Genomic DNA, 14,356 nt, shown 5'->3' with positions numbered 1-14,356 from the left:
ACAGGGGGTGTTTCGCATGAAACTGAGCGTACACCTGTTGATGGACAAAACGGACCTGCCGGACACCTACGAGAGCGACGGCCGGCAGTTCGTGGTGGGCCCCACTCCCCCGCGCGAATTGCTCGTCCCCGACTTCGGCATCAGAGTCGCTGCCAACTCGACCTACCTGCCCGCGATCGGGCTCGACCCGGAGTGGTCCCGCGCGCTGGCCCACGACGGGCTGGTGCGCGGCATGACGGGCTCACACGCCCTGCACGTCGAGCTGAGGCAACCGTTGCCGATGCTGCTGACGGAACTCCTCGCGCGGTACTCGTCGGCCAGGTACCGGGCGGACGCGCCGCTGCTCGACATCATCCGCGCGGTGCCGTCGCGGTCGAACGTGGTCGCCCAGCTCGACCTGACGCTCGGGCACCGGGTCAAAGCCGGGTTGAACGTCGGGCTGCGGGAGCCGGAACTGCGCCACCGCGGCGAGTTCTACGTGTTCGCCGAGAACCACTGGTTCCTCGTCGACCGCCTGCTGCTCGCCGGGCTGGAGGGCAAGCTGGCCGCGATCCCCGACGTGACAGGGGAAATCGCGTTGCAGCCGTGCATTCCCCTTGCGCACCACGCAGATCTGCTGACCAGGGACATGGACCTCGTGTTCACCACCCAGAGCTTCGCCAGGGCGAGCGCGACCGCCAAGCGGTACCGGGAATGGCCGCACTGCCGCGAGGAACTGACCGGCCTGCACGACGCCAACTGGCCGGACTGCCCGGCTGGTGAGCCCCGGTTCGTCTACGCGCTCGACCCGCCCGGCGCGCTGCCGTTCCTGACGAAGGTGAACCTGCTGCACCACGTCACCAGGATCCGCCGCAGGGGCTTCGAGGTCGGCTTCGCCCGGCGGCCCGTCCCGACCTGTTCGTTGCCGTCGCCGCGGACCGAAGGTCTGCCCCTACGGAACCCGCATTAGGGGACATTTCGGGTGCGCTGAACGTCATGATCCGTGTATTAGTGGGGGTCAGGGGCGTGAGGGGAGGCCGCGATGGGGGCGTTGCGGGGTATTCGGGTCGCCGCGGTGACTCTGTGCGGCGTCGGCGGACTGTCCGGCGCCATGTACGGACTGCTCACCGGGCAGGGCAAACGGGCGCGGACGTTGATCGGGCGGTCCACAGGCGACCCGCACCGGGCCGACGGCGTGTACGCGGGATCCGGTGCGGGAGAACTGAAGTTCGCCGTGCTCGGGGATTCGCTGGCCGCCGGGTACGGCGCGGAGAACGCCGACCTGTTGCCGGGCGTGCTGCTCGCGCGTGGGTTGGCGCAGGAGACCGGGCGTTCGGTGCGGCTGACGACCTACGCCCGTGTCGGCGCGAACACCAGGACCTTCGTCTCACAGGTCGACAAAGCGGTGGCGGACCCGCCGGACCTGGCGTTGGTGATCGTCGGCGGCAACGACGTGACCGGCAAGATGCGCGTCAGCACGTCGGCCGCGCTCCTCGGCGTCGAAGTGGCCCGGCTGCGTTCGGCCGGGGCGGCCGTCGTGGTCGCGACCTGCCCGGATCTCGGGACGGTCAGGCCGATTCCGCAGCCGCTGCGCTGGGTCGTGCGGCGGTGGGCGCGGATGCTGGCCAAGGCGCAGCGAAATGCCGTGCTGCGGGCGGGTGGGGTGCCCGTGCCGATGGGCGAGCTGGTGTCGTCGGAGTTCCACGCCCGGTATTCGGAGCTGTTCAGCCCGGACAGGTTTCACCCGAACGGGGCGGGCTACCGGCACGCCTCGCAGATCCTGCTCGTGCCGCTGCGCGCGGCAGTGACCTAACTCCCCCGGCGAGTTCCGCGTCTGGCCCTAGGCTGACCGGTGAGTGACTTCCAGTGCCGAATCAGTGCCGGAGCAAAGGAGCTGCACCATGCCCGAGGCCGTCATCGTCTCGGCCGCCCGATCGCCGATCGGACGTGCCGGCAAAGGATCACTGGTCAGCATCCGGCCGGACGACCTCGCCGTGCAGATCGTGCGCGCGGCACTGGACAAGGTGCCCCAGCTCGCCCCGGAGCAGATCGACGACCTGATCCTCGGCTGCGGCCTGCCCGGCGGCGAGCAGGGCTTCAACATGGGCCGCGTGCTCGCGGTGGAACTGGGCTACGACCACCTGCCGGGCTGCACGGTGACGCGGTACTGCGCGTCGAGCCTGCAGTCGACCCGGATGGCCTTCCACGCGATCAAGGCGGGCGAGGGCGACGTGTTCATCAGCGCGGGCGTCGAGACCGTGTCCCGTTTCGCCAAGGGCAGCTCGGACTCGTGGCCGGACACGCACAACGCGTTGTTCGCGGACGCCGAAGCCAGGACCGTGTCGACGGCCGAGGCGGGCGCCGAGTCGTGGCACGACCCGCGTGAGGACGGCCTGATCCCGGACGCCTACATCGCGATGGGCCAGACCGCGGAGAACCTGGCGCTGTTGAAGGACGTGTCCCGTGAGGACATGGACCACTTCGGCGTGCGGTCGCAGAACCTCGCGGAGAAGGCGATCGCGGACGGCTTCTGGGCCAAGGAGATCACCCCGGTGACGCTGCCGGACGGCACGGTCGTCTCGGCCGACGACGGCCCGCGGCCGGGCATCACGTACGAGAAGACGGCGACGCTCAAGCCGGTCTTCCGCCCGAACGGCCGTGTGACCGCGGGCAACTGCTGCCCGTTGAACGACGGCGCGGCGGCGCTCGTGATCATGAGCTCCGACAAGGCCAAGGAGCTGGGCGTCACGCCGCTCGCGCGGATCGTGTCCACCGGCGTGTCCGGCCTGTCCCCGGAGATCATGGGCCTCGGCCCGGTCGAGGCGTCCAAGCGGGCACTGGCCAAGGCAGGCCTGGGGATCGACGACATCGACCTGGTCGAGATCAACGAAGCCTTTGCCGCGCAGGTCATCCCGTCCTACCGCGACCTCGGCGTCGACATCGACCGGTTGAACGTCAACGGCGGCGCGATCGCCGTCGGCCACCCGTTCGGCATGACCGGTGCCCGGATCGCCACCACGCTGATCAACTCCCTGCAGCACCACGACAAGCAGTTCGGTCTCGAGACGATGTGCGTCGGCGGCGGCCAGGGCATGGCGATGGTCATCGAGCGCTTGAACTAACCGCTTGAACTAGTGGAACACCAGGTGACAGGGTGTGCTGGATCCGTCCGGCACACCCTGTCCCTTATCTCGGGAGAAGCTGCTCGTGTACATCCCCAAGCCCTTCCTCCCCGACGACGCCGACGTCCGCGAGTTGCTCGCGAACCAGGGCGCGGCGGACCTGATCACGATGACGCCGCAGGGTCTGATGGCCACGCCGCTGCCGTTCGTCCACGACCCGGACTCCGGCGAGAACGGCGCGCTCATCGGGCACATGGCGCGTGGCAACGACCAGTGGAAGCAACCCGTGACCGGGGAGGCGCTCGTCATCGTCCGCGGCCCCGACGCGTACGTGACGCCGAACTGGTACGCGACCAAGCAGGAGCACCACCGGGTCGTGCCGACCTGGAACTACGTGACCGCACACGTCCACGGCCGGTTGGTCGTGCACGACGATCCCGTGTGGACGGACGCGCAGGTGCGCCGTCTCACCGACCGGCACGAGGCAGGCAACGCCCAGCCGTGGAGCGTCGACCAGGCCCCGGCGAAGTTCGTCGAGGGTCAGCTGCGCGCCATCGTCGGCATCGAGCTCGTGATCACGCGGATCGAGGGCAAGTTCAAGCTCAGCCAGAACCAGACCGAGGCCAACCTCGACGGGGTGCTCGCCGGCCTCGATGCGCGCGGGCACGCGGGCGACCCGTCGATGGCCGCGGCGATCCGCGCCGCCAAGCCGTCGCCGTGACGGCTCGTCAGGACTCTTCGAGCTCCTTCTCCTCGCCGCGGCGGCGCAGGTAGTCGAAGCCGGGGATGCCCTGGATCGCCTGCCGGACGTCCTTGGCCACGTCGAGCAGTTCGTGGATGTCGGGTCCGACGCGGTCGAGGGTGCCGAGGATGGGCATGATGTCGTCGGCCATGTGCTCGGCGAGTTTGGGCAGCTCGTCGACCAGGCGGATGGCGGCTTCCACCTCGTGCACGGACATCTCCGCGGCGAAGCGGACCATCGGTTTCGTCGCCTCGACGACCTCCTCGGCCGCGGCGGTCACGCGCCTGGCGTGCTCGACCGCCGACTCCGCCGACGTCACCACCTCGCCGGTGCGGGCGACGAGTTCGTTGGCCTGGCTGACGGCTCGTTCGGCGGCCGTGAGCAGGCCGAGCACCCGGCCGGGGATCGAGACGACCTCGGTCACGGTCCGCACTGCCCAGCCGAACACCGTCCGCGGGCCCGGGATGTTGAACGCCATGTCCCGATTCTGCCGGAGAATCCGCTTCAGCCGGTGACAGCGGGGATTTCGACCCAGTAGCGGCGCACCTGACCGAACTTGGTGTCCCCGATCTTCTCGAAGACGCCGCCGTTGCGTTCGATCGTCCGCGCCGACGCGTCGTTGTCGAGCGCGCAGACGACCAGGACCCGGGCGATGCCGCGGTCCTGTGCCTCGCCGAGCATCCGGCCGAGCGCCCACGTTGCCAGCCCGCGTCGGCGCGCGGTCGGCCTGATGCCGTAGCCGATGTGCCCGGCCCAGCTCACGTAGTCGGTGTACTCGTGCCGCAGCGCGATCCCGCCGAGCACCCGGCCGTCCTCGACGATCCAGCGGTACGTGCACGTCGTGTGGTCGGCGGCCAGCCGGGTGATCCACGCTTCGAAGCCGGGTGTCGTGCGCACCTCGTCGGTCGGCAGGATCCCGAAACCGTCCTCGTGGGGACCTTCGCCCCATTCGGCGTGCGCGTCGAGCCAAGCGGCGTGCAGGCGGGCATCGGGCGCGATGAGCTCAGGCACACCGCTACCTTATCGATCATGGTCACCCGGCGGGCGCACGAAAAAACCGGACCCCGGCGCGGTGCCGGGGTCCGGTGGGATCTCAGAACGACTGTGGTCGCTAGTCGCTGTTCAATGCCCAGAGCAGTCGCAGGATCTCGACGTACAGCCAGACCAGGGTGGTCATCAGGCCGAAGGCGGCGTACCACGCCCACTTCGACGGCAGACCCTCACGGATCATCTGGTCGGCCAGGTCGAAATCGAGCAGCAGCATGAACGCCGCGATACCGATCACCACGAGGCTGAAGATGATCGCCATCGGGCCGTTGCCCCTGATGCCCAGGTTCACGCCGAACAGGCCGAGGACGAGGTTCACCAGGACCAACAGGAACGCGCCACCGGCGGCGGCGATGACCCACTTGGTCAGCTTCGGCGTCACCTTGACCGCACCGGTGCGGTAGACCACCAGCATCACGCCGAACACCAGCGCGGTGCCCAGCAGCGCCTGCAGACCGATGCCCTTGGGCACCAGGCTGGTCAACGCGCCGAGCGCCATGCCCTCGGCGGCCGAGTAGGTCAGGACCAGCGCGGGGTTCGGGGTCTGCTTGAAGATGACGATCAGCGAGACGACCAAGCCGACCAGGAAACCGATGATCAGCGGCGGCCAGGGGCTGATGGACCCGCCCAGCACGAGAACGGACGTGATGATGCCGGTCAGCAGGGCCACGCCCAGCGTCGTGGCGGTCTTCATCACGACGTCGTCGACGGTGATCGGGCGGTCCGCCTCGCGCGGCGGCGCCTGGTCAACGCCATATCCGGGGACCCCGCCGTGCGGGGAGCCCTGCGGGCTGCCGAAGCCCGCGTAGCCAACGTTGCCGCGGGCCGCGAGGTTGCGGAACGCGGGGTTGCTCGAAGAACGCACCTGATCCTCCATGGGCCTGTTGTGGCCTTCACCGGGTTCAACGGCCGAACGTGCCCGTGTGTTCCCGTCGGGTAAAGCAGATTTTACTCAGATCGATCCAACCAAATCGATCAGGTCACCCGGCAGCCTAACGCGTCCCCTTGGTGCGGTGTGTTCCGTTCGTAACCTTCACCTGCGGTTTTCGCCCACGTGTAACGTCACCCGCCCGTGCGTCTACCTTGTGGGTGATGGGTGCACGCGGAGCGAGGAACTGGCGGCCGATCACGCTGGCTGGCGCGCTGATCGTGACCTTTGTGATCCTGCTGGTCATCGGCATGCGCGACCCGGACGCGACCGAGCCGCAGCCGGTCGCGGCGGCCACGCCCGGCGACTGGATGCGAAAGATCACACCGGGCGAGCGGCCACCGCAGTTCGTGCTGTTCTCCTACGACGGCGCGGGCTCGCACGAGCAGTGGCAACGGCTGCTCGACCTGGCCGCGAAGTCGGACGCGCGGTTCACCGCGTTCCTGTCCGGCGTCTACCTGCTCGCCGACGACCAGCGCAAGCAGTACACCGCGCCCGGCCACCCGCAGGGCCAGTCGTCGATCTCGTTCGGGGGATCACTCGACCAGGTCAGGACCAGGATCAACGACCTGAACACGGCGATGCAGCGCGGCATCGAGATCGGCACCCACTACAACGGCCACTACTGCAGCCCGAAGTGGACGACCCAGCAGTGGCAGACCGAACTGCACCAGTTCGTGCAGTTCGTGGGCCAGGCGGGCGTCCAGGGCCTCAAGCTCGACCCGGCAGCCATCAAGGGCAGCAGGCTGCCGTGCCTGGAGGGCAAGTTCGACGCGGTCTTCGACGCGATGCGCAGCCGCGGCCTGACCTACGACTCCAGCCAGGTCTCCGACGGCGTGCTGTGGCCGGTCAAGGAGAAGGACATCTGGGAGTTCGCCATGCCGATGGTGCGGATGCCCGCGGCAGGCAACAAAAAGGTCACGATGGTGGACTACCAGCTCTGGGAGGCGCTCAACCGCTCGAAGGACGACAAGTCCAAGCGCGACGAGTTCGCCAGGGCGACGCTCGAGGTCTACCGCGCCGCCCACGACGCCACGATGCGCGGCAACCGGGCGCCGCTGCCGATCGGCAACCACTTCACCGACTGGGCGGGCGGCGGCTTCGGCGCGGCGGCCGAGCAGTTCATGGCCGAGGTCTGCACGAAGCCGGAGACCGTGTGCACCACGTTCTCCGAAGTGATCAAGTGGATGGAACTGCAGGACCCGGCCGTGCTCGACCAGCTGCGCAGACTGCCCGCCGCACAGACCTGAGACAACTTCTCCCGGCTCCCGCCTCGTCACCGCGGTCGAGGAGAAGGGAGTCCCGGACGTGGGGGCACGCGACAGGGAGTTCGCGGAGTTCGTCGACGCGAACGCGGCACGGCTCAGACGCACGGCCTTCTTGCTGTGCGGTGACTGCACCGCGCGGAGGACCTGCTCCAAATCGCGGTCCTGGAGGTGCACGAGTCATGGTGGCGGCGTCGCCGGACCAGGACGTCTCCATGGACCTGCGGCGCGCCATGGCATCGCTGCCACCGAGACAACGCGCGGCCGTCGTGCTGCGGTACTGGGAGGACCTTCCCATCACGGAAGTCGCGCAACTGCTCGGCTGCACCGAGGGCACCGTGAAAAGCCAGTGTGCCAAGGCTTTGGCGACGTTGCGCGGTCAGGTGTCCGTGCCAGTGGAGTGAAGAAGATGATCGACGACAGGACCGAGGCCCGTGACCTGCTTGGCCTGATGACGGCGGACGAACCACCGGTCGCCACCGACTCGGCGACGCTGGTCCGCAAGGCACGAAACCGCCAGGTGATGACGCGGTCCGCGATGGTCGGCGGCGTGGCGATGGGCGTGGTCGAGGTGGTGTTCTTCGCCTCCCTCGCCCGGCCCGGCCCGGCCGCGACCACCCCGGCGGCGGCGTTCCAGCAGCCACCCACCGATCACGACATTCACACCGCCCTTCCGAGAGGTGCCATCGGTCTGCGCCAACGCGACGGGGCAGTGCACAACCCCCCGTGTACGTGGAGAACGACAAGTCACGGGTACTGACCGCGGCGATCCGGGGTGGACGCGACCAGTTCGTCGCCGCGGGACTCGCCGTGCGCACCGACCCGGCCGGACCGGCCGACGGCAAGCTGGAGCCGTTCAAGCTCCTCAACTCGACAGGGAAATCGCTCTACCTCGGCAGCGCCCAGGTGGGCGACGCCAAGGGCGGGTTCGGCTCGGTCACGGTGTCCGTGGACAACCACGGCTCGATGGCAGGTGCGCGTCGATCGAACGGCCCAAGGAAGCAAGCGCCGAGTTCACCGGTTGCCAGAACAGGACGCTGACCGACGGCACAGTCGCCGCCGTGCACAAGTACGTCGGCCGCAAGTCCGAGCACCCGAGCATGGCGGGCTACCAGCAGACAGTGGTCGACGCGGTGAAGCCGGATGGCACCCGGGTCCGGATCAAGGCCGACAACCGCGGCCCCGAGGGGCGTGCGGACCGGCATCTACCCGACCAGGGCCAGCGTTCCCCTCAGCGACCAGGACATCTTCACGTTGATCCAGCTACCGGGCGTCAAGTGGTGAGTCCTACCGGGTGAACCGGGCACCCCGACTTGCGCTCGGATAATGAAAACCGATATCAATGTCGGGGTGAAGATCGCTTTCGTCGGAAAGGGAGGCAGCGGCAAGACCACGCTCGCCTCTCTTTTCCTCCGCCACCTCGGCGCCGCCAAGCAGCCGGTCCTGGCCGTGGACGCCGACATCAACCAGCACCTGGCAGGCGCGCTCGGCGCCTCGGAGCCGGAAACCCTCGCCCTGCCGACGCTCGGCGAGCACCTGCCGCTGATCAAGGACTACCTGCGCGGCGACAACCCGCGGATCTCCTCGACCGCCGAGATGGTCAAGACGACCCCGGCCGGGCGCGGCTCGCGCCTGCTGGGCGTGGTCGAGGACAACCCGATCTACGCGGCCTGCGTGCGCGAGATCGACGGTGTCCGGCTGGCCGTGACCGGTCCGTTCGGCGAGGACGACCTCGGCGTCGCCTGCTACCACTCCAAGGTCGGCGCGGTCGAGCTGATGCTCAACCACATGGTCGACTCCGCCGGTGAGTACGTCGTCGTCGACATGACCGCGGGCGCGGACTCGTTCGCGTCCGGCCTGTTCACGCGCTTCGACGTGACGTTCCTGGTCTGCGAGCCGACCGTGCGCAGCATCGGCGTGTACCGGCAGTACCTCGGCTACGCCAAGGACTTCGGCGTCAAGGTCGCGGTCGTCGGCAACAAGATCTCCGACGACGAGGACCTGGCCTTCCTGCGCGACCAGGTCGGGGACGACCTGCTGACGTGGGTGTCGCGGTCGGGGCACGTGCGCGCGGCCGAGCGCGGCGAGGTCCGCCCGATCGAGGCCTTCGAACCGTCGAACCGCGACGCGCTGCGCACCATGCAGGCCCTGGTCGACTCGACCGGGAAGGACTGGCGGCGCTACCAGGACCAGGCCGTCCAGTTCCACCTGCGCAACGCGAAGGCGTGGGCCAACGAACGCACCGGCAAGGACCTCGCCGAGCAGATCGACCCGGAGTTCACTCTTGGGGCGGTCCCGCTGGCGGGCTCGGCCGTCAACGCTGGATAACACCAACCGCAGAAACACGGAGGAATCCATGTCCTTGGACGTGCCAACCGCGTTGCTGGAAAAGGCTGAGCGTGGCGATGTCACCGACGCCGAGTTCGTCGACTGCGTCCGTGTGTCCCTGCCATACGCGTGGGATCTGATCAGCGACGTGGCCGCGAGGGCCAAGGAGGGCACGGCGGAGTTCGCCGACAACCAGACGCCGCCGCCGAGCGAGGCCGAGCGCGGGCAGTTGCTGCGCGCGCTGGCGTCCGACGCGATCCGCGGCGGGCTGGAGCGCCACTTCGGCGTGAAGCTCAGCTTCCAGAACTGCCACCGGGTCGCCGCGTTCGTGCCGTCCGCTGTGGACGGTGAGCGGTACCGCAAGTTCATCTCGCCGCGTGGCCAGCTGCTCAACCAGAGCCCGGAGCTGCGCGACTGCTGATGCACGCGCCTCCTGTGCGGCTGCCGGCACAGCCGCACAGGAGGCAGAATCACCGGTCATGGCGACCTATCTGGTGACGGGTGCGACCGGGCTGATCGGCAGGCACTTCACGCACCGCCTGCTGGAAACAGCCGACGTCGAGCGGATCTGGCTGGTGGTGCGGGCCTCGTCGCAGGACAGACTGGCGAAACTGGTCCGGTCGTGGCCGACGCCCGACCGGGTGACGTTGCTCGTCGGTGACATCTCCCAGCCCGGACTCGGTGTTTCCGAGCGTGAGCTGACCACGCTGCGCGGGCGCGTGGACAACGTCGTGCACCTCGCTGCCCTCTACGACATGGCAGCTGACGACGAGGAAAGCACCAGCGCCAACGTCGGCGGCACCCAGCACGTGATCGACCTGGCCGAGGACATCGAGGCCGGGTGCCTGCACCACGTCTCCTCGGTCGCGGTCGCCGGTGACCACGTGGGCGAGTTCACCGAGGACATGTTCGACGTCGGGCAACGCCTGATCACGCCGTACCACCGGACGAAGTTCGAGTCCGAACGGCTCGTGCGCGAGCAGAAGGCCGTGCCGTGGCGCGTGTACCGGCCCGCGGTCGTCGTGGGGCATTCGCGGACCGGCGAAACGGACAAGGTCGACGGGCCGTACTACTTCTTTCCCGCGTTGTCCCGGCTCGCCGGGCTGCCGAGCGTGCCCGTTGTCGCGCCGGACATCGGTGACACCAACATCGTCCCGGTCGACTACGTGGCCGACGCGTTGGCGTACCTCGTTGCCGCGCCCGGACTGGACGGGCGGACGTTCCACCTGGTCAACCCGTCGCCGCAGTCGGCGAAGTCCGTGTACAACACGCTCGCCCGGGCAGCGGGGGCGCCGACGGTCACCTTCGAACTCGGCGAACGCCTGAGCAAACCTCTGGTCGGGTTGGCGAAGCTCAGCGAATACGTGCCCGGGTTCACGCTGGCCAGGGACGCGGTGCTCGACCGGCTGGGCATCCCGCCCGCTGTGCTGTCCGCGTTGACGTTCCCCTCGGTCTTCACGTCGGCGGCCACCCGCGCGGAGCTGCCCGGTTTCGGGGTGCCGGAGCTGGATTCGTATGTGGACGTGCTGTGGCGCTACTGGCGGGAACACCTCGACCCGTTCCGGGCGCGACGCGGCGGGCGCGGCGGCGAACTGGACGGCAGGCGGATCGTGATCACGGGCGCGTCGTCGGGCATCGGCCGGGCGACCGCGTTGAAGGTCGCGGCGGCTGGCGGGATTCCGCTGCTGCTGGCCAGGCGCGCGTCCGAACTGGCCGAACTGCGGGCGGAGATCGTCGCCGCGGGCGGCCAGGCGTACGCGTATCCGTGCGACCTCACCGACAACGAGTCGGTGACCAAGACGGTGGCGCTGATGCTCGAACAGCAGCCGGGCGTGGACATGCTCGTGAACAACGCCGGGCGGTCGATCAGGCGCTCGATCAGGCTGTCGCACGACCGTTTCCACGACTACGAGCGCGCGATGGCGATCAACTACTTCGGGGCGGTCCGGCTGATCCTGGCGCTGCTGCCGCACATGACCGAACGGCGGTTCGGGCACATCGTGAACGTGTCGTCGATCGGCGTACAGGGAATCGCGCCGAGGTTCTCGGCGTACGTGGCGTCCAAGGCGGCGCTGGACTACTTCAGCAAGATCGCCGCGACCGAGACACACGGCGCGGGTGTCACGTTCACGACCGTGCATATGCCTTTGGTGCGTACCCCGATGATCCGACCAACGAAGCTCTACGACGCCTTCCCCGCGAAATCACCCGATCAGGCGGCGGACATGGTGATGGAAGCATTGCGTGACCGCCCGAAGCACATCGGCACCCCGACGGGGCTGATGATCCAGACCGCGTACGCGCTGGCTCCCGGCCTGGTCGACGCCATCGCGTACCAGGGCTACCGGGTGTTTCCCGACTCGGCGGCGGCGGGCGGGGCGGGGCGGGTCAAGTTCGGCAAGGGTGAACGAAAGCTGTCGGCAGCGGCGGCGGCGCTGGTGCGACTGACCAGAGGGTTCCACTGGTAGACCTGGACACGACGGGTAACCTCGCCGCATGGCCCCCGCCGACGCCCCAATACCGCTCGGTTTCGACGTGGTCCGCCACGGATTCGACCGCGCGCAAGTACAACAGCACATCGCCAACCTGGAGTCCAACCTCCGCAGGCTGACCGCGGACCGCGACAACGCCCGCGCACAGGCAGCGGAGCAGACCAGGCAGATCGACGCGATGCGCGCGGAGCTCAACCAGCTGAGCCAACAGGTGACCGGCTCCACGCAGCCGATCAAGACGGTCGACGAAGTCCACAAGCAGCTGCGCGTGATGCTCGAGGTGACGAAGGCGGAAGCGCTGGAGATCACCGCACGGGCCCAAGCAGCGGCGGACAAGACATTCGCGACGGCACAGCAGGCATCAGCGGCGTTGCGCAGCAGATACGAGTTCCTGCTCGCGGACCTGGAAGCCCAGCAAACCCAGCTGCAGACAGAGCACAAGGCAGCGTTGGAGCAGGCACGCGCGGACCTGAACAGGATGTCCACGGACGCGGAGGACCGCCGAAGCAAGTTCGGCGAGCAGGCAGACGCCCAGCACCGCCAGGTGGAACAGGAATTCGAGTCGGCGATGGCGGCCCGCCGGGCAGCGCTGGACCAGGAGATAGCGGAAAGAAGGATCACCAGCCAGCGAGAAGCGGAAAAGCTGGTGTCGGACGCGACAGCAGAAGCCAACCGCAGGACGACGGAAGCCCAGCAGAAGATAGACCAGCTGGCAAGCCTGAGGCAGCGGGTGTCGGAGCGCCTGAGGGAAACAAGCCAGCTGCTGACCCAAAGCTCAACACTCCTGGAGCCCCTGGATACCGAAGCCGACATCATCTCGGGCAAACAGCAATAACCGGACAGGCCAGCCCAGAACGCAACGCACAACCAGCCACGCGCAAGCGAAGAGGTCGCCCCGCCCCGGCTTGCGCGACACTGGCTTGCGAGCAGACAGGAGACGCCCACCTGTCAGAGCCACACCAAGCGCGCGGTGGCTTGCGGGCATGCAAGAGGGTGGCTTCGAAGGCGCGCAGGGACAGACCGAGCAACGCCTATCGGGGTCACTCGCGCGCAACGCGGGGCTCGCGGCTGACACGCGCAGGTCGTGCGCGCTAACGCACAAGCGCAGAGACCAGCCCACGGCGGCTCGCGCGCAAGCGCGGAGGTTGTCCGCCTGGTGCGAGCGACAACCAGCCCTCACCGCAGCCTGCGTACAGGCACCAAGAACCAGACCACAGGGGCGAGCACGCAAGCAGACCAACCAGAGCCGCGAGCGCGCGAACCAGCCCGAGCAGCAAGCACACCAGCGCAGAAGGGGACTTCGGGGGTGCTCCTGCCCAGAGGTCGCCCCCGGCGAGGGAAAGCTTGTTCCGTGCAAAAAAGAAGACAGAAACCAAAGCAAGATCAAGTATTGGAAGGCAAGCCAGTCCCAGCGCCCCGGCGACGAACAGCAACGAGATCATGGCGAGCACCAGGCAGTGTCTGCTCCTCAACACCCTCGACGACAAACCCGGCATCGGCGATCATCTGGCGGTCGTCCTCGCCTGGTTGTCCTTCACTGGTCAGGTAGTCGCCCAGGAAGATCGAGTTCGCCAGGTGCAGCGCCAGTGGTTGCATGCCCCGCAAATGGATCTCCCGGCCACCAGCCAGTCGTACTTCCACGTCGGGGAAGTAGAACCTGAACAGAGCGAGGATCCGCAGGCACCGCTCAGGCGTGAGCTCCCATCGCTGCCCGAGTGGTGTCCCTTCGAACGGGATGAGGAAGTTCACCGGCACCGAGTCCGGGTCCAGTTCCCGCAGCGCCACAGCCAGATCGACGATGTCCGAGTCGGATTCGCCCATGCCGAAGATGGCTCCGGAGCACGGGGACAGGCCCGCTGCGCCCGCTTGTTTCAAGGTGTCCACGCGGTCTGCGAATGTGTGTGTCGTGCAGATGTCCGCGTAGCGTTCTTCGCTGGTGTTCAGGTTGTGGCTGTAGGCGTGTGCGCCTGCTTTCGCCAGTCGCTCCGCTTGGCCGTCGCTCAGCAGGCCAAGGCACACGCAGACTTCCACGTGCGGGTTGTCTTTTTTGATCGCTTCGATCGTGGTTTCGATGCGGGTGATGTCCCGGTTTCCCGGCCCCCGACCGCTTGCCACGAGGCAGACGCGCTTCGCTCCCGCCCGCACCGCCGCGTCCGCTGTGTCCGCCGCTGCTTCCGGGGTGATCCACGAGTACTTCAGGATCTCCGTCGCCGAGCCCAGTCGCTGCGAGCAATATGAACAATCTTCGGGGCAGAGGCCGCTTTTCATGTTGATGATGGTGTTCAGCTTGACCCGTTTGCCGAAGAACTCCCTGCGCACCTTCGCGCCCGCGGCCACCACGTCCAGCAGTTCCTCCGCTCCGCCGAGCACGGCGAGCGCTTCCGAACGCGTGGGTCGCTCGCGTCGGAGTGCCTTGCTGACCAGGTCGTCCAGAAGCGTTGTCATGGCAGCAG

At 68.1% G+C, this 14,356-nt stretch carries 17 protein-coding genes; 13 read left to right on the top strand and 4 right to left on the bottom strand.

Annotation, left to right across the window (positions count from 1 at the left end; genetic code table 11):
• The first annotated feature begins 16 nt into the window (after positions 1-16).
• From AOZ06_RS06195 to AOZ06_RS06180, 4 genes are all read left to right on the top strand, one after another.
• Positions 17-949 carry a hypothetical protein gene (locus tag AOZ06_RS06195; RefSeq protein ID WP_054288544.1) on the top strand — a complete coding sequence of 311 codons (933 nt, stop codon included), beginning with the start codon at positions 17-19 and terminating at the stop codon, positions 947-949.
• A 72-nt stretch (positions 950-1,021) separates the two neighbouring features.
• Positions 1,022-1,792: an SGNH/GDSL hydrolase family protein gene (locus tag AOZ06_RS06190; RefSeq protein WP_225953156.1), complete on the top strand. Its 771-nt coding sequence runs from the start codon at positions 1,022-1,024 to the stop codon at positions 1,790-1,792.
• A gap of 88 nt (positions 1,793-1,880) precedes the next feature.
• On the top strand, positions 1,881-3,101 hold the full coding sequence (locus AOZ06_RS06185; RefSeq protein ID WP_054288543.1) for an acetyl-CoA C-acetyltransferase: 1,221 nt from the start codon (positions 1,881-1,883) through the stop codon (positions 3,099-3,101).
• 34 nt (positions 3,102-3,135) lie between these two features.
• Positions 3,136-3,822 carry an FMN-binding negative transcriptional regulator gene (locus AOZ06_RS06180; RefSeq protein WP_236952103.1) on the top strand — a complete coding sequence of 229 codons (687 nt, stop codon included), beginning with the start codon at positions 3,136-3,138 and terminating at the stop codon, positions 3,820-3,822.
• A 7-nt stretch (positions 3,823-3,829) separates the two neighbouring features.
• Here the strand turns inward: AOZ06_RS06180 and AOZ06_RS06175 are convergent, their stop codons facing one another.
• The 3 genes from AOZ06_RS06175 to AOZ06_RS06165 all read right to left on the bottom strand — a co-directional run bounded on the left by AOZ06_RS06175 (position 3,830) and on the right by AOZ06_RS06165 (position 5,755).
• The gene (locus tag AOZ06_RS06175; RefSeq protein WP_054288541.1) at positions 3,830-4,321 is read right to left on the bottom strand and encodes a hypothetical protein; all 492 of its coding nucleotides are present in this window, start codon (positions 4,319-4,321) and stop codon (positions 3,830-3,832) included.
• Positions 4,322-4,347: 26 nt separating this feature from the next.
• Complete coding sequence (locus AOZ06_RS06170) at positions 4,348-4,854, bottom strand: GNAT family N-acetyltransferase (protein WP_054288540.1); 507 nt, start codon at positions 4,852-4,854, stop codon at positions 4,348-4,350.
• A 100-nt stretch (positions 4,855-4,954) separates the two neighbouring features.
• Positions 4,955-5,755, bottom strand: coding sequence for a Bax inhibitor-1/YccA family protein (locus AOZ06_RS06165; protein WP_054296445.1), 801 nt, complete (start codon positions 5,753-5,755; stop codon positions 4,955-4,957).
• A gap of 227 nt (positions 5,756-5,982) precedes the next feature.
• Here AOZ06_RS06165 and AOZ06_RS06160 point away from each other — a divergent pair, with 227 nt between their 5' ends.
• The 9 genes from AOZ06_RS06160 to AOZ06_RS06125 all read left to right on the top strand — a co-directional run bounded on the left by AOZ06_RS06160 (position 5,983) and on the right by AOZ06_RS06125 (position 12,738).
• A complete protein-coding gene (locus tag AOZ06_RS06160; RefSeq protein ID WP_054288539.1) occupies positions 5,983-7,068 on the top strand; it encodes a polysaccharide deacetylase family protein in 1,086 nt (361 codons plus the stop codon).
• A 197-nt stretch (positions 7,069-7,265) separates the two neighbouring features.
• Entirely contained in the window at positions 7,266-7,487 is a 222-nt protein-coding gene (locus AOZ06_RS61940; RefSeq protein WP_054288538.1) for an RNA polymerase sigma factor, read from the top strand.
• A 5-nt stretch (positions 7,488-7,492) separates the two neighbouring features.
• A complete protein-coding gene (locus AOZ06_RS06150; RefSeq protein ID WP_157232869.1) occupies positions 7,493-7,843 on the top strand; it encodes a hypothetical protein in 351 nt (116 codons plus the stop codon).
• Positions 7,816-8,124: a hypothetical protein gene (locus AOZ06_RS06145; protein ID WP_054288536.1), complete on the top strand. Its 309-nt coding sequence runs from the start codon at positions 7,816-7,818 to the stop codon at positions 8,122-8,124. The genes AOZ06_RS06150 and AOZ06_RS06145 overlap by 28 nt, the downstream gene beginning before the upstream one ends.
• A 20-nt stretch (positions 8,125-8,144) precedes the next feature.
• A complete protein-coding gene (locus AOZ06_RS55925; RefSeq protein WP_157232867.1) occupies positions 8,145-8,381 on the top strand; it encodes a hypothetical protein in 237 nt (78 codons plus the stop codon).
• Between the two features lie 52 nt (positions 8,382-8,433).
• Positions 8,434-9,411, top strand: coding sequence for an ATP-binding protein (locus AOZ06_RS06140; protein ID WP_054288535.1), 978 nt, complete (start codon positions 8,434-8,436; stop codon positions 9,409-9,411).
• A 28-nt stretch (positions 9,412-9,439) separates the two neighbouring features.
• Positions 9,440-9,832 carry an SCO5389 family protein gene (locus AOZ06_RS06135; protein ID WP_054288534.1) on the top strand — a complete coding sequence of 131 codons (393 nt, stop codon included), beginning with the start codon at positions 9,440-9,442 and terminating at the stop codon, positions 9,830-9,832.
• A gap of 58 nt (positions 9,833-9,890) precedes the next feature.
• On the top strand, positions 9,891-11,879 hold the full coding sequence (locus AOZ06_RS06130; protein WP_054288533.1) for an SDR family oxidoreductase: 1,989 nt from the start codon (positions 9,891-9,893) through the stop codon (positions 11,877-11,879).
• A 28-nt stretch (positions 11,880-11,907) separates the two neighbouring features.
• Complete coding sequence (locus AOZ06_RS06125) at positions 11,908-12,738, top strand: coiled-coil domain-containing protein (protein WP_054288532.1); 831 nt, start codon at positions 11,908-11,910, stop codon at positions 12,736-12,738.
• A gap of 548 nt (positions 12,739-13,286) precedes the next feature.
• Here AOZ06_RS06125 and bioB read toward each other — a convergent pair.
• Positions 13,287-14,348, bottom strand: a complete 1,062-nt coding sequence (gene bioB / locus AOZ06_RS06120; protein ID WP_054288531.1) for a biotin synthase BioB — start codon at positions 14,346-14,348, stop codon at positions 13,287-13,289.
• Between the last annotated feature and the right edge of the window lie 8 nt (positions 14,349-14,356).

The organism is Kibdelosporangium phytohabitans (assembly GCF_001302585.1).
Lineage (GTDB): Bacteria > Actinomycetota > Actinomycetes > Mycobacteriales > Pseudonocardiaceae > Kibdelosporangium > Kibdelosporangium phytohabitans.
This window is presented reverse-complemented; position numbering and strand designations above follow the sequence as displayed.

Bases quoted from the DNA above. Each gene is read 5' to 3' on its own strand.
- AOZ06_RS06125 (WP_054288532.1), top strand. From the start codon at position 11,908: ATGGCCCCCGCCGACGCCCCAATACCGCTCGGTTTCGACGTGGTCCGC.
- AOZ06_RS61940 (WP_054288538.1), top strand. From the start codon at position 7,266: ATGGTGGCGGCGTCGCCGGACCAGGACGTCTCCATGGACCTGCGGCGC.
- AOZ06_RS06185 (WP_054288543.1), top strand. From the start codon at position 1,881: ATGCCCGAGGCCGTCATCGTCTCGGCCGCCCGATCGCCGATCGGACGT.
- AOZ06_RS06160 (WP_054288539.1), top strand. From the start codon at position 5,983: ATGGGTGCACGCGGAGCGAGGAACTGGCGGCCGATCACGCTGGCTGGC.
- AOZ06_RS06190 (WP_225953156.1), top strand. From the start codon at position 1,022: ATGGGGGCGTTGCGGGGTATTCGGGTCGCCGCGGTGACTCTGTGCGGC.
- AOZ06_RS06150 (WP_157232869.1), top strand. From the start codon at position 7,493: ATGATCGACGACAGGACCGAGGCCCGTGACCTGCTTGGCCTGATGACG.
- AOZ06_RS06175 (WP_054288541.1), bottom strand. From the start codon at position 4,321: ATGGCGTTCAACATCCCGGGCCCGCGGACGGTGTTCGGCTGGGCAGTG.
- bioB (WP_054288531.1), bottom strand. From the start codon at position 14,348: ATGACAACGCTTCTGGACGACCTGGTCAGCAAGGCACTCCGACGCGAG.
- AOZ06_RS06135 (WP_054288534.1), top strand. From the start codon at position 9,440: ATGTCCTTGGACGTGCCAACCGCGTTGCTGGAAAAGGCTGAGCGTGGC.
- AOZ06_RS06195 (WP_054288544.1), top strand. From the start codon at position 17: ATGAAACTGAGCGTACACCTGTTGATGGACAAAACGGACCTGCCGGAC.
- AOZ06_RS06130 (WP_054288533.1), top strand. From the start codon at position 9,891: ATGGCGACCTATCTGGTGACGGGTGCGACCGGGCTGATCGGCAGGCAC.